Here is a 23,769-nt window from a genome sequence, read left to right on the forward strand (position 1 = left end):
TATGATAATAGATTCTCATCAGCATTTTTGGTTATTGAAAAGAAATGACTATAAGTGGCTTACACCGGATATGAAAGTTTTATATAGAGATTTTTTGCCTGGAGATCTGCAGCCACACTTAGAAAAAAATAATATTTTTGGTACAATTTTAGTTCAAGCTGCAGCTACCGAGGCTGAGACTGATTATATTTTATCTTTAGCTAATAATGATAAAAATATTTTAGGCGTAGTAGGATGGGTAGATTTTGATAAAGATAATATTTATACAAGATTGGATCAATTAGCTACAAATGTTAAATTTGTAGGTATTAGACCTATGCTGCAAGACATAGAACAGACAGATTGGATATTAAAGGAAGATTATCAAAATATTTTGAGTTATCTAGTAAAGAAAAATCTTACTTTTGATGCCCTTATTTTTCCAAAACATTTAGAAATAATTGATAAATTGGCTGATAATCATCCAAATTTAAAAATTATAGTTAATCATCTTGCTAAACCTAATATAGATGATAAAAATGAATTTGAATGCTGGAAAAATAAATTGCAGAAATTAGCTCATCATAAAAATGTTCATTGTAAATTTTCGGGCTTATTAACGCAATCGGAAAAACTTTTAACCCTAGAAGAATTACAGCCATATGTAACCATAATAATAGAGGCTTTTGGTAGTGATAGAATATTATGGGGTAGTGATTGGCCTGTGTTAACATTAAAGTCAACTTATGATATCTGGTGTAAAATGTCTAAGCAATTATTATCGGGTTATTCTGATGCAGAGATAACCCAAATAATGGGCACAAACGCTATTAAATTTTATAATCTAAAAAATATTTAAGTTAATATTTTTTTTGTTACAATAGTAGAATCTTTAGCTATCTCATAAACTATAGGTACTGCTGTAGCTATCTCTTGCTTTAAGATTTCTTCTGCGGTTAATCCTTCAAGAGCCATAATTAACGCTCTTAACGAATTTCCATGAGCCGCAACTAAGGTTATTTTACCATTTAATACATGAGGCTGAATATTATGTAAATAATAAGGTAAAACTCTAGATACAGTATCTTTAAGACTTTCTCCACCAGGAGGAGCTATTTCATAAGAACGGCGCCATAAATATATTTGTTGCTCGCCCCATTTTTTTTTAGCTTCATCTTTATTTAAACCAGCTAAGTCACCATAATCGCGTTCATTCAAAGCTTTATTGGAAGTCAAAGGAGCTGTTATATTATTTTCTGACATTATTATTTGTGCTGTTTTTTTAGCTCGTAGCAAGTCAGATGTAAAAATTTTTTCAATAATTATATTTTCTTTTTTCAACGTAAATGCAGCTTTTTTAGTTTCTTCTATACCTGTAGCAGTTAAATCAGGATCTTTCCATCCTGTGAATAAATTTTTTAAATTCCATTCACTCTGTCCATGACGGATCAAAATTAATTTATTTGTCATTTTCATTAGTTCCTTTGAAATTTATTATATCTTGCATGGAGTAAAGTCCTGTTTTTTTTTGTTTTATTGCCCATTCAGCTGCTGTTAAAGCGCCTTGAGCAAATATTTTTCTATTATGTGCAGTATGGTTAAATTCTAGTGTTTCATCTAATCCTGCAAAAATCACTGAGTGAAAACCAGCTACCTGCCCGCCTCTTAGAGTTGCAAAACCGATTTCACCCTCTTCTCTTTTTCCAGTTTGCCCATCTCTGACAGTTTTTTTACATTCATTCAAATTTATTTTTCTTCCAGCAGCAGCAGCTTGTCCTAGTAATAATGCTGTTCCTGAAGGCGCATCTACCTTGTTTCTATGATGCATTTCTAAAATTTCTATATCAAAGCAACCAGCTTTAAGTTGTCCTGCTGTAAATTCCACTATTTTGGCTAATAAATTTATTCCTAACGACATATTGCCAGATTTTACAATTATGTTTTTTTTTGCTAACTCTTTAAATATTTCTTCTTGTTTATGGTTCCAACCTGTTGTCCCCGTAATAAAAGGAATTTTATTTTCACAAGCAAAATTAGCATAAGTTAGACTTATTTCAGGTGAGGTAAAATCAATAATAGCATCAATATTAGCATTAATTTCAGTTAAATTAGCATTAATTATTATATCTTTTTCTTCACTTTGAAAAGCTTCGGTTAGGCTTTTACCTATTAGCGGTGAATTTTCTCTAGCTACAGCACCTACTAATAAAAATCTATTATTATCTGTTAGGGCTTTTAATATTTCTTGCCCCATTCTACCATTGATACCTGTTATAACAATATTATTTTTTTGCATTATATTTCCATTAAAAATCTAAGTTAGTATAATGTGTAACGGGAGCTAAGCCTTGTATTTTATCTTTTAGGATAGTTTGAAAAGAAGGTCTAGATTTTACTCTTGTATACCATTCTTTTGCTATGTGGTAAATATCCCAGTCTATTTCTCCGATATAATCTAAAGTAGATAATTCAGCCGCTGCGGCTAGATCAACATATGAGAAAAATTCTCCTGCTAGCCAATGTCTATTATAAGCTAACCATTCCAGATATTTTAAATGTTGTTTTAGATTTTGTCTTGCTTGACGTAAGACAGAGGATTCTGGTGAATTTTGTCCTAATGCTACAGGCATTATTCTCTTTAGGACAATTTCATTTATTAAGGGAAAGGCTACTTCTTGATCAAATTTTTCTAAAAACCAATATAATAATCTTCTTGTTTCAGCTCTTTCTATAGGATCGGTAGGAAAAAGTGTCAAATTTCGTTGAAAAACACCACAAGTTTCATCAAGATATTCGCTAATTATCATCGCTTCACAAATATGATGATTCCCATTGACTGATAATACTGGTAAAGTTTGTGCTGGATTAATTAATAAAAATTCAGTTCTTTTTTCCCATGGATTTTCTAATTGTAATTCTACTGTCAGTTGATATTCGTGCAGGATAAGTCGAATAAATCTCGATGGTCCAGACATAGGATGATGCAATAAAGTCAACATAATTAATTCCTATAGATTATATATATTGATATTATTCTTTATCTATAGTTTTTTCAAGATATATCAAAAAAATTAACAATCAACGGTCGTTAGTATTGCTTTTTGTACTTCATCTATACCTATTTTTTTCTCTGAAGAGGTAACTAAAACTTCAGGAAATGCAGCAACATGTTTATTGATGATTTGTATAGTTTCTTGTTTTTTCTTATCTATTTCAGCTGCAGCTATTTTATCAATTTTAGTTAATATTATTTGATAAGATATAGCTGCTTTATCAAGTAATTTCATGATATTTATATCATTGGCTTTTATACCATGTCTAGCATCAATAAGTAAATAAACTCTTTTTAAGGTTCTTCTACCTCTAAAATAATCAAAAACTAATTTAGTCCATTCTTCAACTTTTACTTTAGGAGCTTGCGCATAACCATAACCCGGCATATCCACTATTACAAATGGTGGAATATAAGGAGTAGAAAGATCTTCTTGGATTTCAAATTGATTTTTATTGACTTCTTCCGGGCAAAAATAATTTAATTCTTGCGTTCTACCCGGAGTATTAGAAGTTCTTGCTAAATTTTTATTATTTAGCAAGATATTTATTAATGATGATTTCCCTACATTAGATCTACCAGCAAAACATATTTCAATAGGACCTTCTACAGGTAGAAACTTTAAGGATGGTACACTTTTTAGAAAGTACCAATTTTTAGGAAATTCCTTTATCATATTTTCTCTTTTTTATTTTTCCAAGGCTTAAAAGCTATCAGTTGTTGTAAAATGGTCAATATATTATTAGTTGCCCAATAAATTACTAGCCCTGCAGGAAATCCTGCCATTACAAAAGTCAACATTATCGGCATTAGATTTAATATAAAAGCTTGAGATGCAGGTAATGTTGTTGGAGTCATCTTCATTTGCATAAACATGGTTATTCCCATGATAATAGGCCAAGCTCCAATCATTAAAAAAGAAGGAACATCATATGGTAGCAAACCAAAAAGATTAAATACAGAAGTAGGATCTGGAGCTGATAAGTCTTTAATCCAACCAAAGAAAGGTGCATGTCTCATTTCAATAGAGATATATAAGACCTTATAGATAGAGAAGAAAATAGGAAACTGAATTAACATAGGCCAACAACCAGCTAAAGGATTAACCTTTTCTTGTTTGTATAATGTCATTGTTTCACGATTTCTTGTTGCTAGATCATCAGGATATCTTTCTTGGATAGCTTTTATACGTGGTTGTAATTCTCGCATTCTAGCCATAGATCTATATGACTTATTAGATAATGGAAATAAGAAAATTTTAATTACTAAAGTAGTTAAAATTATTGCTAAGCCAAAATTGGAAGTTAATTTAGAAAAATAATCCATCAGATAAAATAATGGTTTTGTTAAAAATTTAAACCAACCCCAATCTATTAGTAGATCGAAATTATATAAATTAAATTCTGCTTTATAATTGTCAATTACGTTAACTTCCTTAGCTCCTGCAAATAACTTAGTAGTTAGAATAAGTTCTTGTTTTGGATCTATATTAATAGGATCACTTAAATAATCGGTTTGATAATTTGGTATAGTTGAGTTTACATAGGTAAAATTAGTGCGATATGCTCTATTATTAGTTGGAATAATAGCTGTTGCCCAATATTTATCTGTTATACCAAACCAGCCATCTGGAGCGGAGCGGAAAGATTTTTCTTTCTCTGAACGTAATTTTTTATAGGATAGTTCAGCTAATTTATTATCTGCAAATACACCTATTGGCCCTTCATGTAAAAGATAAGAAGAATCTTTATCAATATTTGCTATATCTTCTCTAGCTAATCTACCGTAAGAGCGCAGATTTATTACATTATTTGAGTTATTTAAAATTTTATCAGTTATAGTGAATAAATAAGCTGAGTCAATTGCAATATCTCTTTCGAAGGTTATCCCTTTACTATTAGTAAATTGCAAGGTTATCGGTGTTGTTTCAGTTAAGATATCACCTTTAATTAATTTCCACTTGCTATTATTATTTGGCATTTCTCCTAATGAAGGATCAGAAAGATAGCCAAATTCAGCTAAATAAGTAGAATTGCTATTTTTGGGGGATAAAATGGTTATTTCTGCAGAATCTTTGTCAGCTGTTACATGATATTTTTTTAACCTAAGGTCATCAAATACAGCTCCAGTTAAATTTATAGATCCTTCTAATTTTGCTGTATTTATGTTAATTCTGGTATCATGATTTTCTGATTTTTGCTGATGTATGTGAGGCTGTTCCTTGGGCTGTTCTAAAGTTTGAGTTATAGCTATTTGTGGTTGAACTTTTGCTGGTTGTTGGTGTGGAAAAAAATAATCCCAGCTAACAAGTATTAATCCAGATAAAATAAGAGTAATTATAATATTTTTGTTATATTCCATAATTAAAACTTTCAGAAATATTTATTGCATAGGACAATTTATGTCTCATAATTTTTTCCATAAATAGCCTTTTTTAATGATTCAACTAAAGATTTAAAATCGGCATCATAGGCGGTTTTTTTAGCTATTATAACAAAAATTTTATTTTTGCATTTTTCTAGATCAATATTAGCTCTGATAGCCTCTTTAAGTCTTCTTTTTATTCTATTTCTAGTTACAGCGTTACCATTTTTTTTAGATACAGTAAAGCCGAATTTTGCGCTAGCTATCTTATTACTACAAGCAGTATTATTGTTTGTAGTTAGGCTTTCCACAATAAAAAATGGAGAAAAGTACCTAGTTTTTCCTCCATTATTTATTTTTGGGGTATTTTTTACAGCTAAAAATTCCTTGCGTTTTTTTAATGTTTCGAGATTTTTAGCCATTATAATCAATTAAGCAGTGATATTGCTACGTCCACGATTTCTGCGAGCAGCTACTACTCTACGTCCGCTAGGGGTTGCCATACGAGCGCGGAAACCATGACGACGTTTTCTAACTAATTTTGATGGTTGATATGTGCGTTTCATTATTATAATGTCGCGGAGTGCGACCCTTCTTTTAGCGTTAACATTATTAAAATATCTTACTTATTAACAAATTTTTGTTAATAAGTCAATCATTGCCTTCTAAGGGGGGAAAAAATAGTCTAGGATAGATTAAATTGTAGGCAATAGTAATGCAACAAAAGCTTAATGATCAAATTTTTTATTATCTTAAAAAGATTCCATCTCCTAATATTGAAGTTAATATAGTTGATGCGGGGTTGGTTAGTAAGGCTTTTATTACCCATGATAAAATTTACCTTTCTATAAATGTTATTCCTGCTCCAGATGGTTTTTTTGAACAATTAATTCAAATAATCAAAAATAAATTATCTGTAATAGCTCCAGATTATCAGGCTATTATTAGTTTAACTAAAGAAAAAAAAACTTTAGATAGTGAAAAATTCTCTACAAAAACTCTTCCAACGCCACAAGCTTTACCAGGAGTAAAATTTATTATTGCAGTTGCTTCTGGAAAGGGAGGTGTGGGCAAATCAACTATAGCTTTTAATTTGTCTTTGGCTTTAGCTAAGCAGGGTTTAAAAGTAGGTTTAATGGATGCAGATATTTATGGTCCATCTTTACCATTGTTAACGGGGCTTAAGCAAAAACCAGCAGTAGATGATAATAAACGACTAATTCCTCTGCAAGCTTGGGGTCTTAAATTGATGTCTATTGGATTTTTAATTAATCAGAATGAGGCAGCAATTTGGCGTGGTCCTATGGTTATGGGCGCAGTTCGTCAAATGTTAAAAGAAGTTAGTTGGGCGCCTCTTGATATATTAGTAATAGATATGCCTCCTGGGACTGGTGATGCACAATTGACTATTATACAACAGATTAAATTAGATGGAGCAATTATTGTTTCTACTCCTCAAGAAATGGCGCTTGTGGATGCTAGGCGAGCGATCACTATGTTTAATAAATTAGCTATTAACATACTTGGAATAATTGAAAATATGAGTTATTTTGTTGCACCTGATACAGGGGTTAGTTACGATATATTTGGCAAAGGGGGGGCAAAAAATTTAGCTTCTCAGCAAAATATAAAATTTTTAGCGGAATTACCATTTTCTTTACCTTTGAGAACTTCCGCAGATGCGGGTGAACCGCTAGTGCAACAAATAGAGCAACAACATGATATATGTGAAATTAATAAAAATTTTGTAGAGATAGCCGCACAGATTATGCAGAATTTGCTAAGTAATAGAGGGACTGAGAATGAAAGATAAGTTGATAGTTGGTTTAGATGTTGAGAATGTAAATCAAGCTCAAACTTTAGTTAGTAAATTAGGTGATGAGGTAAATTTTTACAAAATTGGCTATCAATTAGCTTTTGCAGGTGGTCTGGATTTTGCTAGAGAATTAATAGCCGATGGTAAAAAAATATTTCTAGATATGAAGTTATTAGATATTGGAAATACTATTACACATGCAGTTGAAAATATAGCTAAAATGGGGGTAGATATGCTAACCATCCATGCTTATCCTGAGGCTATGCGCGCAGCTGTTACTGCGGCGAAAAACAGTAATATTTGTTTGTTAGGTGTTACTGTGTTAACCTCTATGGATGATCAAGATTTGGCTAATGCTGGTTATGGAGAAGGAGTGACAACATTAGTTGTGCGCAGAGCTTTGCAAGCTAAAGATATAGGTATGGGCGGTATTGTTACCTCGGCTTTAGAAGTTCAGCATATTAGACATCTTATAGGTCAAAATATGGTTATTGTAACGCCAGGAGTTAGGCTTGAAAATAGTGACAAAGATGATCAAAAAAGAGTGTTAACTCCTAGAAAAGCTGTAGAGTCTGGAGCAAATTATATTGTTATGGCACGTCCAATAATTAAAGCTGAAGATCCAATCGAAGTAGTTAAGTTAGTAAAAAAAGATATGCAGCTGGCAAAAAGTGAGTAATCGTAGTTATTTTATTGAATCATATGAATTTAAAGTTCCTTCTCTTCCTGTAGCTTTATATCTTGTAGCTACTCCAATTGGAAATTTAAACGATATTACTATTAGAGCCTTACAAACTTTAGCGGCTGTAGATTATGTTGCTTGTGAAGATACTAGAAAAACAGGATTTTTGCTTAAAGCTTTTGCTATTAATAATAAGTTAATATCTTATCATGAATATAGTCATGATAAGATAGAAGATAAATTATTGGACATATTACAGTCAGGCAAATCAATAGCTCTTGTTTCTGATGCGGGTACTCCATTAGTATCAGATCCAGGTTTTAAATTAGTTCAGAGAGCTTTAGAGTATAATATAAAAGTTATTCCTATTCCAGGAGCATCTTCTGTGCTTAGTGCTTTGATTGCGTCTGGATTACCGACGGATAAATTTAACTTTGTTGGTTTTCTATCTTCTAAAAAAAATATGCGTTTAAAACAATTAGAGGAAATGAAAAATCAAACAGCTTCCATAGTTGGATTTGAGAGTCCGCACAGATTATTGGAATCTTTACAAGATATGATTGATATATTTGGAGGTTCGAAAATAATTTCGCTTGCTAGGGAACTTACTAAAAAATTTGAAGAAATTCACACAGATACGATAGAGAATATTTATCAGCTCTATAATAATAGGGATAAAATAAGAGGTGAATTTGTATTTGTTATATCATCATGCTCGAAACAAGATCTTTTCACTGATGTGCTAGAAGTTGATAAGTTATTATTAACTTTAAGTAATGATATGTCTTTATCTAAAGCGGCTGCTCAAGCTTCAGTTATGACAGGACAAAAAAAATCAGAATTATATAAAAGATTGTTAGATATCAAAAAAGATGACTAATAAAAAAAATAAACTTAGATGTTATAAAAAAGGTGTTAGAGCTGAAAAAATAGCTGCTTTTTGGTTAATGCTGAAAGGCTATAAAATTTTATCTCGTAGATATAAAACTAAGTTAGGTGAAATTGATATAATAGCTAAAAAAGGAAATTTAATTGCCATAATTGAAGTAAAATATCGTTATTCAGTAACAGAAGCTATGCAAGCAATTGGTTATTATAATGAAATAAGAATAGAGAGAGCAAGCGATCTTTGGCTTGCTCGACGTAAAGATAGATATAATCTATCTTTACGTTATGATTTAATCATAATATCTCCATGGCGCTTTCCAAAACATATAAAAGCAATTTTTTTAGCAAAAAATAAATAAATGTTTGGAATATAATATTAAATTATGCGTCTTTAGTAGAATATGGTGATTTACCATATTTATTGTCTTGTGTATCGCCTTTAAAACAACAAATTATAATAATAATGATTGATAATATAAGACCAATTACATTAAGAGTACTCATGATGCTAGCTTCTAAGCTAGAATAATCTATAAATTGTAAATTGTCTTGTGTATAATCTCCTAGTGTGCCATAAAATGTAAATTCTAATATAAAACTGAAAACAGCGATTCCTACACTTATATATTCTATAAGCCCACTCCTATTAAGGTCATGTAAGCGACGTACAGTAAGTGATGTTTGTGCTACACCTAAAATAAAAATTAAGAATAGTACCAGTAAAGCTGTCAATAGTCTTACGGAGATGGAGGCGTCTAGATTAACATTATCTGGTTCTAACATAGCGAAAATTATAGCTAAAATTAAAAATGCTAAAAATGCTAACAATGTTACTATTATTATAGATAAAATTGTCAACCAGTAATCTTTTCTACTAATACGCCCTTTAAAATTTAGAGCATTTTTTATTGCATCGATAAATAAATTATATATAACATTTTGTTTGTACTCACTCTTAACATAAAATAATAATTTTATTTAAATTTATTATTCTTTTTTTCTAATATTAATTAATTCGTTAGCTATTAATATAATTGCTCCTATGGTTATAAAACTATCAGCTAAGTTAAATACAGCAAAGGAAAAATTATATGTATTTGAATGTAAATATAAGTAATCTACCACATAGCCTTTTGAAAGTCTATCAATCATATTTCCTAATGCTCCAGCAATAATTAGCAAATAAGCTAATTTTTGCCATTTATGTGTTTTGTTGGTTGTATACCATAGATAGCAAAAAAATAAACATGTAATAATACTAATGATAAGTAAAGTTAAGCTTGGTATATTTTGTAGAAAAGAAAAGGCTATCCCGGTATTATATGTTTTTAGTAAAGAGAAAAATGGTAATATATTCAGAGGCTTATGATAAGTTAGATAATTTTCTACTAATAATTTGATTAATTGGTCTGAGGCTACTAATATAATTAGTAAATAAATATTTTTGATTAAGTTCTTATTTTTTTGGAGCATAATTAATCCAAGGTTAGTTGTTTTCTATAAATTTCGTATAAAGCTAAGGCGGTTGCAACAGATAAATTTAACGAGTCCGCTCTACCTTGTTGAGGGATTTTTATTAACTTATCACAGATATTTAATAATTTATCGCATATTCCTTGTTGTTCATTACCCATAATTAATAAATTATTTTTATCATAATAATTAACTTTTCTAAAATCTAATGCGCCTTTTAAGTAAGTTCCTATTGTTTGACCATTAAAGTTTTTTTGCCAGGTAATAAAATTATCTAATTCACTTTTAAAAATATTTACGGCAAATATCGATCCCATAGAAGCTCTAACAGTTTCAATAGCAAAAGGATCAGTGCAATCACCAAGAAGACAAATGTTTTTAAGGCCTACAGCATCTGCGGTTCTTATTATAGTACCTAAGTTGCCAGGGTCTTTTATTCTGTCTAATGCCAATAAATTAAAGTTATTGTTAGTGTTGAGTTCCGTTAAATTCTGGATTTTTCTTTTTATTATACCTATTACAGTTTGTGGATTGTCTCGCCTAGAGATAGAAGAAAGTATCTGAGGAGTTGTACTTATTATCAATGCCCCTTGATTTTTAATTTTTAATATTACTTCATCTAATAAAGGAGAAAGATTTTTATTTGGGGTGAATAATAGATTCGTTATTTCCCAGTTATTTTCTAAGGCTTCAATTATTATTTTTAGCCCTTCTGCCACAAAAAGATTTTGTTTTTCTCTATTTTTTTTAAGAAATAAAGCTTTAAAATTTTTTATTATAGGATTGCTTAAGCTAGTTATATTTTTTACGTTGCCACTAGGAATGTTATTCATTTATTTGCCAAAATTTGAGTTTGTTGGTTTGATATCCATCTACTAAATAATGAAGTTGATAAACATCTTCTAGAATTTTCGGTTTCTATAATTAATTCACCAGATTCAATTATACCTTTTTTATCCTGAAATATTTCATAATTTAATTCATGCATAGCAAGAAAAGATGCTCTTATTGAATAAGCTGTTAGAATTAATGACAAAGCATCTGCTGAAAGTAAATTTTTACATAATATTAGCATCTCTTTTAAATGGTCAAATAATTGCCACACTTCGCCTTTAGGACCTCTGCCATATGCTGGAGGATCCAATAGAATAATATCATAATTTTTGTTACGTCTTAGCTCTCTTTTACAAAAGCTGAGAGCATCATCACATATCCAGCGTATTTTAGCTTGTTCCATACCAGCTTTTATTTGATTTTCTTTAGCCCAGCCGATTGCTTTTTTTGAAGCATCTACGTGTGTGACTTCTGCTCCTGCTCTAGCCGCTACTAAAGATGCTATTCCTGTATAAGCAAATAAATTAAGCACTTTAGGCGGTTTAGCAGTGTTTTTGATTAATTTTTCTAAAAAAAACCAGTGAGCCGCTTGCTCTGGAAATACACCTACATGGCGGAAAGAAGTAAATCTTCCTAGAAAATCCAATTTGTTCCAGCTGAGGTTCCAAGTTTCAGCTAATTTAACTTTAGGGAAATGCCATCTGCCGATAGCTTCTTCTTCTGTGTTTCCTGTGAATATAGCATCAGCTTTTTGCCAGATATAACTTGGTAATTCGGGTGTCCAGATTGCCTGACCTTCTGGCCTATTGATAATATATTTACCATATCTTTCTAGTTTTCTACCATTTCCGCTATCTAGTAATGCATATTCTTTTGAGGATTTTGTTTTTAATATTAACGGGAATTGTTCAGCTAGGCTATTTGAGATGGTCATATGATTAATTATTCTATGTTGTTTTTATCAGTGTGAGTCGGTAATTTTTGTATATTATCAGAATGTAATAATGTTTCCCAGGCTAATTTTCTATATTTTTTCTGCTGAAACCACACAATAATTCCTCCTATAATGATTCCAACTATAAAAGATAAAATTAACCAAATAAATAGGGGCGCGGTTAAACCTTGTTGATCATTAGAAAAAGCAAAAGGATTATAGTATAACGTAATTGATTGGCTATTCAGTACCATTAGAGTGATAAATAATACTGTTAATAAAATAATTATTAACCAATAAAAAAAATTACTTACTTTTATTAGCGTTTGTTTGAACATATTTATTCCTCTAGCTTTTTTGTTTTAACTCTTTATTATATTCCTCGTTCAATCTATCTTTCAAGGCTTTTCCCATTTTAAAAAACGGTGCATATCTTTCTTTTATATGTATAATTTCTCCAGTTTTAGGGTTTCTTCCTATTCTAGCGGGCTTCTTTTTTATATCAAAAGAACCAAAGCGTCTTAGCTCTACTCTATGACCATTTATTAAAGATTGTCGTATTTCATTAAACATTGTATTAATTATAAGTTCCACCTCATTTTTTTTTAAATGAGGGTGTTTAGCGGATATTTTAGTTATTAGCTCCGATTTTAGCATGTCCCTTCCTTTATACGCCGTTAATTGTTGGTTATTTTATAGTTCTATCATTATTTAGTCAAAGACTTTACAGTTTTGTTTGTAATATATTGTGTAATGTGTAAGATATAAGTGTTAAAAAAATAAAAATATTATATATTTAGTTATCCATGTTCTATACATATAAATAAGGAGCATATTATGACTTTGGGAGAATTTTTGCAACCGAACGCAATATTATTAGACTTAAAAATTAAAGGTCACAATCATTTGATCTCTCGCTTATCTTATTATGCGTCTAAACTTATAGATATAGATACAGAAGTTATTAATCAGGCTATTTTAGAGCGTGAAAATCAATCGTTTACTAACATAGGTGGTGGAGTAGCATTACCACATGGAAGATTAGAGTCTTTACAGAAGATAAATATTATTTTTGCTCGTCTAGCTGAACCAATATATTTTTCACATGAAGATACAGAACCAATAGACTTAGTCTTCTTGTTATTAAGTCCTAAGGAATTAGTATCTCAACATTTAAGCGCCTTAGCGAGGATTGCTAGATTAGTAAGAAATGAAAGTTTATTGTTGGCACTACGTAATACTAAAGCTAAGGATGAAATATACAATTTATTAGCTACTAATAATTTACAATAATTAAGCTAACTTATATAAAAGCTGCTGCGGTTTAGTGTGTTATTGAATACCTATTGAAGGGTCTTAATATTTAAATGCTTTAGTAAATATTTCTAGATTGATAGGAAATGAAACCTTATTGTTAGAACTATGTATCATCGTGCTAACAAGGGAATATATAATTTATTGTTTGTTTATTAGCCGGTTATAGATTATATATATTTCATATATGCTAAGGTCAATGATGATGAAACTTAAAAGTGAAAATAAAAATTTTTTAATAACTTTAATCTTTATGGGGTTATTTATCTTTTTTGTATATGGGTTATTATTACTAGGTTTGCGTAATGTAGCTGAGTTAATAATTAATCATTATCAATGGTCTTATATGCAAGACAAAGGTGATCTAGGGATAATTATGGTTATCTTATTAGTTTTGTCTTTTTGGTTTAGCTTATATTTGATACCTGCTACTTTAATTAAATTTATAACTATTAAATTAGGGCGAATAAGACTAGGACAAAAAATTAATATTATGTTATTTTTTGCGGTTTTTCACATTTTTGCTTTTATAGTGGCGATCTATCCTCAGTTAAGGCAGTCTTCACCGATATTAAGAAAAAGATATTATCTAGCCACTAGAAGATATCTATCTCGCCAAAAGGTTAAACAAGCCAGAGATAAAGAGAGAGCTATACTTAGAAAGAGATATAAATCTATTTGATGTTAAGTTATAGAATTTTATTAATCTTTTTCGATTTAATGTACGGAAAATGTTTCTAGATCTTGTTCTTTAGCGCTCATCAAAATATCGTGTTGCGCTTCAGATAAGATTAACGGTTCACCGCTAGCGCCAAAAAGTGCCCATATTTCTACGCCCGCAGCTAAAGGAGGAAGTGACGGGAAGTTTTTAGCTAATTCTTCAGTTTTTATCTTGCGTACGTAGGCAATTTTACCTTGCCCAAGAGAGTGTAACTCAGACATATCTATGCTTGGTATATTATTAGCCATTTTTTTCTCCTTAACATACTAGCATATAAATGTATTATATTAAATATTGTTGCTTTTTTTATATATAAAAAATATCATTCTAATAATAGCATTTTAATATATAAATTTGAAAGATATTTCATGCAAATTTTATCTTGTCGACAAATAAATGATATTTTTGAACAATTTTCTGAGCGTAATCCACAGCCTAAAACAGAATTGAATTATAATAATAATTATAGTCTGCTTGTTGCGGTTGTGTTGTCGGCGCAAGCTACAGATGTGAGTGTTAATAAAGCAACTAAAGATTTATTCAAATTGGTATCTACACCGCAAGATATGTTAGATCTAGGTATTGTTAAGTTAGAGCAATATATTAAGACCATAGGTTTATGGCGTGAAAAAGCTAAGAATATTATCTTATTATCTAAGTCTTTGGTTGACAATTTTAATGGAAATGTTCCAAATAATTTAACGGATTTAATGTCGTTAGCTGGGGTTGGTCGTAAAACAGCTAATGTGGTTTTAAATACTGCTTTTGGACAAAATACTATAGCAGTAGATACGCATATTTTTAGATTAAGCCGTAGATTAGGTTTATCAGATGGTAGTAATCCGTTGGCGGTGGAAAAAGATTTGTTGCGAGCGATACCAGATAAATATATTTATAATGCACATCATTGGTTAGTATTGCATGGTAGATATATTTGTAAAGCTAGAAAACCTCTCTGTAATGAATGTTTTTTAACTAAAATATGTCTATATTATAAAAATAATAATATAGATATATAATTAAAGAAAATACTTGTAAAATCAATAAAATAATTTTATAAAGTAGTAGATCGACCGGCAGGGCATGCCGTGGCGATTGTTTTGCTTAATATATTAATGGTTATTTTATTACAGGAGAGCAAAATGCCCAAAATGAAAACTAAATCAGCTGCTAAAAAGCGCTTCAAAATTACCGCTAACGGTCTAGTGAAAGCTGGATCTGCTGGTAAAAGACATGGAATGATTAAACGTACTAATAAATTTATTCGTAACGCACGTGGTATGATGGTTCTTTCTGAGCCTGATGCTAAAAAAGTTATTTCTAATTATTTGCCTAACGGAAAATAAAATTTATTAAGGAGTTTAAATTATGGCACATGTTAAAAGAGGCGTTACCGCACACGCTAAACACAAAAAAATATTAAAACAGGCTTCAGGATATTACGGACGTCGTAAAAATACTATCAGAGCAGCTAAAGCGGCTGTAGATCGTGCAAAACAATATGCTTATCGTGACCGTAAAAATCGCAAGCGTAATTTTCGCGCGTTATGGATACAGAGAATAAACGCAGCTGTTAGAGCTGAAGGCCTAACTTACGGACGTTTCATAGATGGTTTATTAAAAGCTGGTGTAGAGGTAGATCGTAAAATATTGTCAGATCTAGCTATTCACGAGCCAGAGGCATTTTCTGCTTTAGTTGGTCAGGCAAAAAATGCTTTAGCATATTTAAAAGAAAAAGATCCTCAAGCTTTTAACGCTATTGTGGGATAATATTAAAAATTTTTTATTTTGATCCCCGTACACAATTTTGGTGTGCGGGGATTTTTTCTAATATAGTTGTTAAATTAATATTTATCTGGAATTTAATATATTTATCTAAGAGCAGGATATAACAATGGCAGATTTGAACCAATTAAAAAATGATGCAATTATTGAAATTAATAATGCAACGGATGAATCGTCTCTTGAAGCTGTTAGAGTAAATTTATTAGGCAAAAAAGGTATAATATCTGAAAAATTAAAAGAGCTGGGTCGAATGACCGCTGAAGATCGACAAATATATGGACCTATATTAAATCAATTAAAAGATAGTATTAACGAAGCTATTGTTATCAAACGTAACGCTTTAAAGCAAGAAGCTATGAAATTACGACTTGAAAAGGAAAAGCTAGATATAACTTTATCAGTCTCGAATAGCCCTCTAATGCGCGGTTATATCCATCCCTTGACTAAAGTGATGGAAGAAATGCAGCAAATATTACAAGTTATGGGCTTTGATATTGCGGTTGGACCTGATATTGAAAATGATTATTATAATTTTACCGCTTTAAATTTTCCAGAAGGTCATCCGGCGCGTGAGATGCATGATACATTTTTCTTTAATGATACTGCTGTTGGTGAAAAAAAGCTTTTAAGAACACATACTTCACCAGTACAAATACATACGATGGAGAGTAGAACACCCCCTATCAGAGTAATGATGCCAGGTAAGACTTATCGAGTTGATTCTGATGCGACCCATTCTCCTATGTTTCACCAGCTTGAAGGGCTTTTAGTCGATAAAAATACTAATATAGCTCAATTAAAATGGTTGTTAGAAGAATTTTGTAAAAGTTTTTTTGAGGTTAAAAACTTAAAAATGCGTTTTCGTCCTTCTTTTTTTCCTTTTACCGAGCCATCGTTAGAGGTTGATATTCAATGTAAACGAGATAACGATGGTAATATTTATATAGGAGAAGGTGAAAATTGGTTGGAGGTTCTTGGGTGTGGAATGGTTAATCCAAATGTTTTGCGTTTTGGCGGTATTGATCCTGATGTTTATCAGGGTTTTGCCTGGGGTATGGGTATAGATCGTTTTGCTATGTTAAAATATGGTATGTCTGATTTACGTGCTTTTTTTAATGGAGATATTAGATGGTTATCTCACTATGGTTTTCGTCCTTTGGATTTACCTTCCTTATTATTAAATAATAATTAATTTAATTGCTAGTATAGGTTATATTATGAAATTTACATTTTCTTGGTTAAAAAAATATTTATTAACTCATAATTCTCTAGCAGAAATTACGAATAAACTTACTGAAATAGGTTTAGAAGTTGAGTCTGTAGATGACTTTTCGCGTTATGAACCTTTTTTGGTAGCAGAAATTATTGCGACTGAAAAACATCCTGAAGCAGATAAATTACAATTAGTGACTTTAAATGTTGGTAAATCAGAGCCTATTAAGCTTGTTTGCGGTGCTAAAAATGCCCGTAAAGGGATAAAGGTCGTTTATGCTCCAGCAGGTACTTATATTCCGGGGTTAGATATAACTTTATCAGTCGTCAAAATTCGTGGGGTTGAAAGTTGTGGTATGTTATGTTCCCTAAAAGAATTAAATTTAGGCGAAGATGATGGTGGTATTATAGAGTTGCCAGAAGAAAGTGTAATAGGAAGTAAATTTGCTGATTATGCAAAATTGATTGATCCCCTTATAGAAATAGGATTAACTCCTAATAGAGCAGATTGTACTGGTGTGTATGGTATAGCTAGAGATTTAGCTGCAGCTGGAATGGGGCAGTTGCTTCCTTTAGCTGAGGAGGTTGTTAAAGGTGATTTTTCAGTTAATTTATCTATTAAAGTAGAACAGGATGAAAATGCTTGTTTGGCTTTTACCTATAGAAAGATTAATAATATTAAGAATAATGATTCACCTGAATGGATGCAAAGATATTTACGTGTAATAGGACAAAGAAATCTATCTGCCGTAGTAGATGTAACTAATTATTTTACTTTTGATATTGGTCGTCCTTTGCATGTTTTCGACGCTGATAAAATAAAGGGTAATTTAGTGATTCGTAGAGCTAAAGAAGGTGAAGAATTCATAGCTTTAGATAACAATATTTATCAATTAACTTCTAACGATACAGTTATTTGTGATGAAGAGGGCATCATATCTTTAGCTGGTATTATTGGTGGCTTACGTACTGCTTGCGATAGGGACACTCGTTCAATTATTTTAGAATCTGCTTTATGGGATAGTCAAATGATTGCTATCACTGGTAGAAGGCTTGGTATTTCTACTGATGCACGTTATAGATTCGAGCGTGGTGTAGATGCTGCTTTGGTTGGATTTGGATTAGATGCAGCTAGTGCTATTATTTTAGAATTTTGCGGCGGTACTGCTAGTAATAAAACAGAAATATGGATACAGTCGAAAGAAAAATTAACAGATAGAGAGTTAATTAATTTTGATTTAAACGAGGTAAAACGCTTATTAGGAATTGATGTAGATCCTGCAGAGATTGAAAAATATTTTTTAGCGTTAGGTTTTAAGTTGGAAAAACAGGAAGAATTTTGGCAAATAGTTCCACCTTCTTGGAGATATGATATTCAAAATACAGCAGATTTAGTTGAAGAGATAATGAGGTTATATGGAGTTGATAATATCAAGTCACAACCTCTAGATTGTTCTGGTAATTATAAATTATCTTCAGAGATTAACTTAGCTCGTAGTTTGGCAGCTTTAGGTTTAATGGAGAATGTAAATTATTCTTTTATTTCTGCTAAATATGCTGAATTATTTGGAGGTGGAGCAGATGAGTTAAAGTTATTAAATCCTATTTCTGCGGATATGTCTGATATGCGTCCTTCTTTACTGCCGGGCATGTTGGTTAATATGCAAAAAAATATTGATCGTGGGTACAATAATTTAGCCTTTTTTGAAATAGGAGATATTTATTTATCTACAGAGGCAAAAGGGCAGCTCAAAATGGCCGCTACCGTTAGACAAGGAAAAGAAAATTTAACTAGTTCAGAAAGATTATGGAATAATGATATTAAAGATGTAACTTTATATGATGCTAAGATAGATGCTTTTACTATTATAGCTTCTTTAGGATTGCAGAGTGATTCAGTTCAAATAGATGCTAATCCTCCTAGTTATTATCACCCAGGTCGCGCTGGTGTATTAAAATTAGGCGCTAAAAATACTATCGGTTATTTTGGAGAGTTACATCCAGAAATAATATCAGAAATGGGTTTATCAGGTGCTGTATGTGCTTGTGAAATATTTTTAGATAATATACCACAAACTAAAATTAAATCGAGTAAAACTAAGCCTAGATTAACTTTACATAACTTACAGCCGGTTGTACGTGATTTTTCTTTTATTTTACCTGTAGAGACACCATCTATTAATTTAGTAAGATCGGTTAAAGGGGCAGATAAAAAGTTTATTAAAGAAGTGAAAATTTTTGACGTTTTTCAAGGTGGTAATTTAACAATAGATACTAAAGCTGTAGGTATAGAGGTAACATTGCAACCCGTCGAAAAAAGTTTTACAGATGCAGATATTGAAGAAATATCTAATAAGATTATTGCTGCAGTGAATAAACATACAGGTGCTATTTTACGTAGTTAATCTTAATCCTAGGAGTGGGGTACATGAATTATGTCTAATTATAAGTTGGTATTTTAGTAGGTTTGAAGTGGGTTAATTTTTTATACGCTAGATTTAATGATCATGGAGTTCATTGAGGTAATTTATAACCCGTAGAAAGCTTTACTGATGTAGATATTAAAAAATATCTAATAAGATTATTACCACAGTTAATAAACATACAGGTGTTATTTTACGTAGTTAATCTTAATCCTAGAAGTAGGGTACGTGAATTATGTCTAATTATAAGTTGGTATTTTAGTAGGTTTGAAGCAGGTTAATTTTTTATACGCTAGATTTAATGATCATGGAGTTCCTTGAGGTAATTTATAGCCAGTAGAACGTTTACTGATGTGGATATTAAAAAATATCTAATAAGATTATTATCGCAGTTAGTAATCATACAGGCGTTAATTAATTAGCTAAGGTTGGTCATCAGGTAATTTATATTAGTTATTCATTTATTGCTGGTGGATAGATTCCGGTAGCTCTGAAGCGCTTTAAATTTTCTTGTAAGAATATTTCTAATGACTGTGGGGTTATATCGTAATATTCGAATGTTTTCCCGTTACTTTTTGCGGTAGGAGATAAAATATTATCTGTTTGTAGAGATAAGATAAAATCTTTACTTATTACAGGTGGCTTTTTATTTATTTTGCTTATGAATTCAAAGAACCCTGCTAAAAAATATGATAATTGCACAGATATAGGAATAAAATATCTTTTCCTATTAATATTTTTCAAAATAATATTGCAGATTTCTTTTACTGTTAGTGTTTTTGGGCCAGCTAATTCAAATATTTTCTTATCAATATTCATATTTTCAATAATTTTTGCCGTCATTAAGGCTACATCTTTAACATAAACTGGTTGTATTTTATTTTTTCCGTGGTTTATTAAAGGGATGAAGGGTAAATAACAAAAACTATTTGCTACTTTGTAAAAACTTTTATCTTCTCTACCAAACATAATAGCTGGTCTTATTATAATAGAGTCAGGATAATATTGTCTTACATTTTTTTCTCCGGCAGCTTTTGATCTGGCGAATGAACTTTTAGCTAGTTCATTCGATCCAAGGGCAGAAAAATGTATCAGCGGAACTTTTAAATGTGAGCATATTTCCGCAACTAATCTTGCTCCTTCAACATTCACTGCTTTAAATGTTTGTTTGCCTCGTTCATAAGATATGCTTATTAAATTTATAATAACATCAGCGTCTTTTAATACTTTATGGATAGTTTGTGGATATCTTATATTAGCTTTTATTATTTGAATTTGCCCTACTTTGCCTAATTGTATCAATTCAGCTTTTTTTTCAGGGTTTCTAGATACTATTCTTATGCGATAACCTTGTTTAGCAAGAGTAGCGACTATATATCTTCCAACAAAACCCGATCCTCCTAGAACGGTTATCAGTTTATTGTTAGAAAAACAACATTTTTCCATCGACATTTAATACTCCAATATCTCTATTATATGTATAACCTAAAAAATAGCAAGTCAATTCAATTTACATAGGATATAAGATAAGATTTGATAAATTGCAATCTATAAGTTAAATTGGTAGGTAATGGTTGTACACTATTCAGAGATAAAATAATTAGGTATAATAGCTTATGGTAACAAAATTAGAACATATAAGAAACTTTTCTATTGTAGCGCATATCGATCATGGAAAATCAACCTTAGCTGACCGTTTGATACAAATAACAGGCGGTTTAGAAACTAGGGAGATGAAAGAGCAAATCCTCGATTCAATGGATATTGAACGTGAAAGAGGTATAACAATTAAAGCTCAAACGGTTAGATTAAATTATACAGCTAAAGATGGTCAAAAATATATTTTAAACTTGATGGATACGCCAGGGCATGTGGATTTTGCTTATGAAGTATCACGTTCTATAGCTGCATGCGAAGGATCATTACTAGTAGTTGATGCCTCACAGGGCGTAGAAGCGCAGACTTTAGCAAATGTATATCAAGCTATTGATAATAATCATGAAATATTAGTGGTTTTGAATAAAGTAGATTTACCTGCTGCGGAACCTGAACGAGTTAAAGCGCAAATCGAAGAGGTAGTAGGTATAGATGCAACTAATTCGGTGGAGATTTCTGCTAAAACAGGTTTAGGTATTGAGAATGTATTAGAGGCAATAGTTAAGCAATTACCAGCTCCTACTGTAGGTGACATAAATGCTCCGTTGAAAGCTATGTTAGTTGATAGTTGGTATGATAGCTATCTGGGCGTGATAGTATTAGTAAGAGTTATCGATGGCTTTTTAAAAAAAGGGCAAACTATTCGTATGTTAGGGACAGGAGCTAAATATCCTGTAGAGCGCGTAGGTGTTTTTACTCCTAAAATGTTAGCGGTAGATAGTTTAACGCCTGGTGAAATTGGTTTTATTACTGCTTCTATTAAAGAAGTTGCTGACACTAAAGTCGGTGATACAATAACCTTAGATAGTCGCCCGACTGAGAAACCATTGGATGGGTTTAAATCTGTGCAACCGGTAGTATTTTGTGGGTTATTTCCAATAGATGCTGCTGATTTCGAGCAATTAAGGGCCGCAATGGGTAAATTGCGTTTAAATGATGCTAGTTTTTCTTTTGAAATGGAAACATCGGCTGCCCTAGGCTTTGGTTTTAGATGTGGTTTTTTAGGTCTGTTGCATTTAGAAATTATTCAAGAGCGTTTAGAGCGTGAATTTAATTTGAATCTTATAGCAACGGCTCCTTCTGTTGTTTATCGTATGACAATGCTAGATGGTTCCATTAAAGAGTTACATAATCCTGCCGATATGCCAGAAGTGATGAAAATCACTGCAATTGAAGAGCCTTGGATTAGAGCATCAATTATGACGCCAAATGATTATTTAGGTGCTATATTGAAATTATGTCAGGAAAGACGCGGAATTCAAATAGATTTATCATATATTGGTACCAGGGCTATGGTTTCTTATGATTTACCATTAAATGAAGTGGTTTTTGATTTTTATGATAGATTAAAATCTATTTCTAAGGGTTATGCATCATTTGATTATCAGATTATTGATTATCGTGAAGGTGATCTAGTAAAAATGTCTATATTAGTTAATGGAGAAACAGTTGATGCATTATCTGTTTTAGTTCATAGATCTGCGGCTGAAAAAAGGGGCAGAAATATGGTAGAAAAGTTAAAGGATTTAATATCGCCGCATATGTTTCAGATTCCAATTCAGGCTGCTATAGGCGGTAAAATTGTTGCAAGAGAAACTATCCGTGCTTTACGTAAAGATGTTACAGCTAAATGTTATGGTGGTGATGTTTCTAGAAAAAGAAAATTATTAGAGAAGCAAAAAGAAGGTAAGAAAAAGATGAGGCAATTCGGTAAAGTAGAAATACCGCAAGAAGCCTTTATTCAAGCTTTAAAAATGAGTGATAAATAATATATAAATTGTAAGTGTTACAACGTTAAAAGGATGGTTAATTATCTACAGGTGGTAATATTTATAAGGAAAATAATTCACTCTTTACTCAAAGATATTCTAGATAAATGCCGTAGTGATGATGTTTTTTGAAAAGAAAATTATAAGAGAAACAAAAAGAAGGTAAGAAAAAGATATTACAATTTGGTAATAGAAAACTCTACAAGAATAGCTATTCAAGTCTTGAAGATGAGAGGTAATAGTAATTTATCTCTCATCTTTTGTGTTTTATAATGATATTAACGTGGAGCTAATATCATTATCATTTGTCGCCCTTCCATACTAGGCTCTAATTCTGTTTTTGCGACTTCAGCTGTTTCATCTTTTACTTTTACTAATAGTTTCATGCCTAATTCTTGGTGAGCAAATTCTCTACCTCTGAATCTTAAAGTGACTTTTACTTTATCACCATCCGCTAGAAATCTATTAATGGCTTTCATTTTGACATTGTAATCATTTGTGTCAATATTAGGTCGCATTTTAATTTCTTTTAGATCAACAGTTTTCTGTTTTTTACGTGCTTCTGCTGCTTTTTTTTGATTTTGATATTTTAATTTACCTAAATCTATAATTTTACATACTGGTGGGGTAGCGTTAGGTACAATTTCCACTAAATCTAAGTTAGCTTCATCTGCCATATTTTGGGCTTCTTGTTTGCTTATTATACCAATATTTTGCCCTTCTGCATTGATGAGTTGTACTTGGGGTACGCGGATATCTGCGTTCGCTCTGGGTCCTTCTTTAGAAGGGATGGTCGCTCTGGGTGATCGACGAATATTCATAGGCTCCTCAAAAGTAGTTTACGCGAAAAATTAATTATCTTGCATG

28 protein-coding genes and 1 pseudogene are annotated in these 23,769 nt (G+C 31.3%); 13 read left to right on the forward strand and 16 right to left on the reverse strand.

Annotated features, from left to right (window positions below; genetic code table 11):
- The first annotated feature begins 1 nt into the window (after nucleotide 1).
- Nucleotides 2–838, forward strand: coding sequence for an amidohydrolase (locus tag AB6T46_RS00230; RefSeq protein WP_370931455.1), 837 nt, complete (start codon nucleotides 2–4; stop codon nucleotides 836–838).
- Here the strand turns inward: AB6T46_RS00230 and AB6T46_RS00235 are convergent.
- The 7 genes and pseudogenes from AB6T46_RS00235 to rpmH all read right to left on the reverse strand — a co-directional run bounded on the left by AB6T46_RS00235 (nucleotide 835) and on the right by rpmH (nucleotide 5,961).
- Nucleotides 835–1,449, reverse strand: a complete 615-nt coding sequence (locus tag AB6T46_RS00235) for a 2,3-bisphosphoglycerate-dependent phosphoglycerate mutase (protein WP_370931456.1) — start codon at nucleotides 1,447–1,449, stop codon at nucleotides 835–837. The two genes, AB6T46_RS00230 and AB6T46_RS00235, sit on opposite strands and share 4 nt — an antisense overlap.
- On the reverse strand, nucleotides 1,439–2,275 hold the full coding sequence (dapB, locus tag AB6T46_RS00240) for a 4-hydroxy-tetrahydrodipicolinate reductase (RefSeq protein ID WP_370931457.1): 837 nt from the start codon (nucleotides 2,273–2,275) through the stop codon (nucleotides 1,439–1,441). The genes AB6T46_RS00235 and dapB overlap by 11 nt, the downstream gene beginning before the upstream one ends.
- Nucleotides 2,276–2,285: 10 nt before the next feature.
- On the reverse strand, nucleotides 2,286–2,978 hold the full coding sequence (locus AB6T46_RS00245; RefSeq protein ID WP_370931458.1) for a glutathione S-transferase family protein: 693 nt from the start codon (nucleotides 2,976–2,978) through the stop codon (nucleotides 2,286–2,288).
- Nucleotides 2,979–3,050: 72 nt separating this feature from the next.
- A complete protein-coding gene (gene yihA, locus AB6T46_RS00250) occupies nucleotides 3,051–3,707 on the reverse strand; it encodes a ribosome biogenesis GTP-binding protein YihA/YsxC (RefSeq protein WP_370931459.1) in 657 nt (218 codons plus the stop codon).
- A pseudogene (gene yidC, locus AB6T46_RS00255) lies at nucleotides 3,704–5,371 on the reverse strand (membrane protein insertase YidC); the annotation flags it as partial. The pseudogene yidC and the gene yihA, both read right to left, overlap by 4 nt.
- Nucleotides 5,372–5,430: 59 nt before the next feature.
- Nucleotides 5,431–5,817, reverse strand: coding sequence for a ribonuclease P protein component (rnpA, locus tag AB6T46_RS00260; protein ID WP_370931460.1), 387 nt, complete (start codon nucleotides 5,815–5,817; stop codon nucleotides 5,431–5,433).
- 9 nt (nucleotides 5,818–5,826) lie between these two features.
- Nucleotides 5,827–5,961 (reverse strand): 50S ribosomal protein L34, encoded by a 135-nt coding sequence (gene rpmH, locus AB6T46_RS00265; RefSeq protein WP_370931461.1) that lies wholly within the window; start codon nucleotides 5,959–5,961, stop codon nucleotides 5,827–5,829.
- A gap of 149 nt (nucleotides 5,962–6,110) precedes the next feature.
- Between rpmH and AB6T46_RS00270 the strand changes: the two genes are divergently transcribed.
- From AB6T46_RS00270 to AB6T46_RS00285, 4 genes are read left to right on the forward strand one after another with little or no spacing between them, the layout of a single operon-like run.
- On the forward strand, nucleotides 6,111–7,208 hold the full coding sequence (locus AB6T46_RS00270; RefSeq protein WP_370931462.1) for an Mrp/NBP35 family ATP-binding protein: 1,098 nt from the start codon (nucleotides 6,111–6,113) through the stop codon (nucleotides 7,206–7,208).
- The gene (gene pyrF, locus AB6T46_RS00275; RefSeq protein WP_370932063.1) at nucleotides 7,192–7,890 is read left to right on the forward strand and encodes an orotidine-5'-phosphate decarboxylase; all 699 of its coding nucleotides are present in this window, start codon (nucleotides 7,192–7,194) and stop codon (nucleotides 7,888–7,890) included. Before AB6T46_RS00270 ends, pyrF begins: the two co-directional genes overlap by 17 nt.
- Nucleotides 7,883–8,773, forward strand: coding sequence for a 16S rRNA (cytidine(1402)-2'-O)-methyltransferase (gene rsmI, locus AB6T46_RS00280; RefSeq protein WP_370931463.1), 891 nt, complete (start codon nucleotides 7,883–7,885; stop codon nucleotides 8,771–8,773). The genes pyrF and rsmI overlap by 8 nt, the downstream gene beginning before the upstream one ends.
- Nucleotides 8,766–9,140 carry a YraN family protein gene (locus AB6T46_RS00285; RefSeq protein WP_370931464.1) on the forward strand — a complete coding sequence of 125 codons (375 nt, stop codon included), beginning with the start codon at nucleotides 8,766–8,768 and terminating at the stop codon, nucleotides 9,138–9,140. The genes rsmI and AB6T46_RS00285 overlap by 8 nt, the downstream gene beginning before the upstream one ends.
- A 22-nt stretch (nucleotides 9,141–9,162) precedes the next feature.
- Here the strand turns inward: AB6T46_RS00285 and AB6T46_RS00290 are convergent, their stop codons facing one another.
- From AB6T46_RS00290 to AB6T46_RS00315, 6 genes are read right to left on the reverse strand one after another with little or no spacing between them, the layout of a single operon-like run.
- On the reverse strand, nucleotides 9,163–9,759 hold the full coding sequence (locus tag AB6T46_RS00290) for a DUF805 domain-containing protein (protein WP_370932064.1): 597 nt from the start codon (nucleotides 9,757–9,759) through the stop codon (nucleotides 9,163–9,165).
- A gap of 9 nt (nucleotides 9,760–9,768) precedes the next feature.
- Nucleotides 9,769–10,254 (reverse strand): signal peptidase II, encoded by a 486-nt coding sequence (gene lspA / locus AB6T46_RS00295; protein ID WP_370931465.1) that lies wholly within the window; start codon nucleotides 10,252–10,254, stop codon nucleotides 9,769–9,771.
- Between the two features lie 2 nt (nucleotides 10,255–10,256).
- A complete protein-coding gene (locus tag AB6T46_RS00300; RefSeq protein ID WP_370931466.1) occupies nucleotides 10,257–11,087 on the reverse strand; it encodes a TrmH family RNA methyltransferase in 831 nt (276 codons plus the stop codon).
- A complete protein-coding gene (locus tag AB6T46_RS00305) occupies nucleotides 11,084–12,022 on the reverse strand; it encodes a class I SAM-dependent methyltransferase (RefSeq protein ID WP_370931467.1) in 939 nt (312 codons plus the stop codon). The genes AB6T46_RS00300 and AB6T46_RS00305 overlap by 4 nt, the downstream gene beginning before the upstream one ends.
- A gap of 8 nt (nucleotides 12,023–12,030) precedes the next feature.
- The gene (locus AB6T46_RS00310) at nucleotides 12,031–12,360 is read right to left on the reverse strand and encodes a hypothetical protein (RefSeq protein ID WP_370931468.1); all 330 of its coding nucleotides are present in this window, start codon (nucleotides 12,358–12,360) and stop codon (nucleotides 12,031–12,033) included.
- A gap of 10 nt (nucleotides 12,361–12,370) precedes the next feature.
- Nucleotides 12,371–12,679 (reverse strand): integration host factor subunit beta, encoded by a 309-nt coding sequence (locus AB6T46_RS00315; protein WP_370931469.1) that lies wholly within the window; start codon nucleotides 12,677–12,679, stop codon nucleotides 12,371–12,373.
- A gap of 180 nt (nucleotides 12,680–12,859) precedes the next feature.
- Here AB6T46_RS00315 and AB6T46_RS00320 point away from each other — a divergent pair, with 180 nt between their 5' ends.
- Nucleotides 12,860–13,315, forward strand: a complete 456-nt coding sequence (locus AB6T46_RS00320; RefSeq protein WP_370931470.1) for a PTS sugar transporter subunit IIA — start codon at nucleotides 12,860–12,862, stop codon at nucleotides 13,313–13,315.
- Nucleotides 13,316–13,541: 226 nt separating this feature from the next.
- On the forward strand, nucleotides 13,542–14,018 hold the full coding sequence (locus AB6T46_RS00325; RefSeq protein WP_370931471.1) for a hypothetical protein: 477 nt from the start codon (nucleotides 13,542–13,544) through the stop codon (nucleotides 14,016–14,018).
- Nucleotides 14,019–14,053: 35 nt separating this feature from the next.
- Here the strand turns inward: AB6T46_RS00325 and AB6T46_RS00330 are convergent, their stop codons facing one another.
- Nucleotides 14,054–14,305: a DUF1150 family protein gene (locus tag AB6T46_RS00330; protein WP_370931472.1), complete on the reverse strand. Its 252-nt coding sequence runs from the start codon at nucleotides 14,303–14,305 to the stop codon at nucleotides 14,054–14,056.
- A gap of 120 nt (nucleotides 14,306–14,425) precedes the next feature.
- Here AB6T46_RS00330 and nth point away from each other — a divergent pair, with 120 nt between their 5' ends.
- From nth to pheT, 5 genes are all read left to right on the forward strand, one after another.
- Nucleotides 14,426–15,076 carry an endonuclease III gene (gene nth, locus AB6T46_RS00335; protein WP_370931473.1) on the forward strand — a complete coding sequence of 217 codons (651 nt, stop codon included), beginning with the start codon at nucleotides 14,426–14,428 and terminating at the stop codon, nucleotides 15,074–15,076.
- A 123-nt stretch (nucleotides 15,077–15,199) separates the two neighbouring features.
- Nucleotides 15,200–15,403, forward strand: a complete 204-nt coding sequence (gene rpmI, locus AB6T46_RS00340) for a 50S ribosomal protein L35 (RefSeq protein ID WP_370931474.1) — start codon at nucleotides 15,200–15,202, stop codon at nucleotides 15,401–15,403.
- A gap of 22 nt (nucleotides 15,404–15,425) precedes the next feature.
- Nucleotides 15,426–15,827, forward strand: coding sequence for a 50S ribosomal protein L20 (gene rplT, locus AB6T46_RS00345; protein ID WP_370931475.1), 402 nt, complete (start codon nucleotides 15,426–15,428; stop codon nucleotides 15,825–15,827).
- A gap of 124 nt (nucleotides 15,828–15,951) precedes the next feature.
- On the forward strand, nucleotides 15,952–17,034 hold the full coding sequence (gene pheS / locus AB6T46_RS00350) for a phenylalanine--tRNA ligase subunit alpha (RefSeq protein WP_370931476.1): 1,083 nt from the start codon (nucleotides 15,952–15,954) through the stop codon (nucleotides 17,032–17,034).
- A 25-nt stretch (nucleotides 17,035–17,059) separates the two neighbouring features.
- Nucleotides 17,060–19,459 (forward strand): phenylalanine--tRNA ligase subunit beta, encoded by a 2,400-nt coding sequence (gene pheT, locus AB6T46_RS00355; protein ID WP_370931477.1) that lies wholly within the window; start codon nucleotides 17,060–17,062, stop codon nucleotides 19,457–19,459.
- A 471-nt stretch (nucleotides 19,460–19,930) separates the two neighbouring features.
- On the opposite strand, the gene AB6T46_RS00360 is transcribed toward pheT, so the two are convergent.
- A complete protein-coding gene (locus tag AB6T46_RS00360) occupies nucleotides 19,931–20,929 on the reverse strand; it encodes a complex I NDUFA9 subunit family protein (protein ID WP_370931478.1) in 999 nt (332 codons plus the stop codon).
- A gap of 164 nt (nucleotides 20,930–21,093) precedes the next feature.
- On the opposite strand from AB6T46_RS00360, the gene lepA reads away from it, so the two are divergent.
- Nucleotides 21,094–22,902, forward strand: coding sequence for a translation elongation factor 4 (gene lepA, locus AB6T46_RS00365; RefSeq protein WP_370931479.1), 1,809 nt, complete (start codon nucleotides 21,094–21,096; stop codon nucleotides 22,900–22,902).
- A 278-nt stretch (nucleotides 22,903–23,180) separates the two neighbouring features.
- On the opposite strand, the gene infC is transcribed toward lepA, so the two are convergent.
- Entirely contained in the window at nucleotides 23,181–23,717 is a 537-nt protein-coding gene (infC, locus tag AB6T46_RS00370) for a translation initiation factor IF-3 (protein ID WP_370932065.1), read from the reverse strand.
- Between the last annotated feature and the right edge of the window lie 52 nt (nucleotides 23,718–23,769).

It is taken from the genome of Bartonella sp. DGB1, assembly GCF_041345015.1.
In the GTDB taxonomy this organism is placed as follows: domain Bacteria; phylum Pseudomonadota; class Alphaproteobacteria; order Rhizobiales; family Rhizobiaceae; genus DGB1.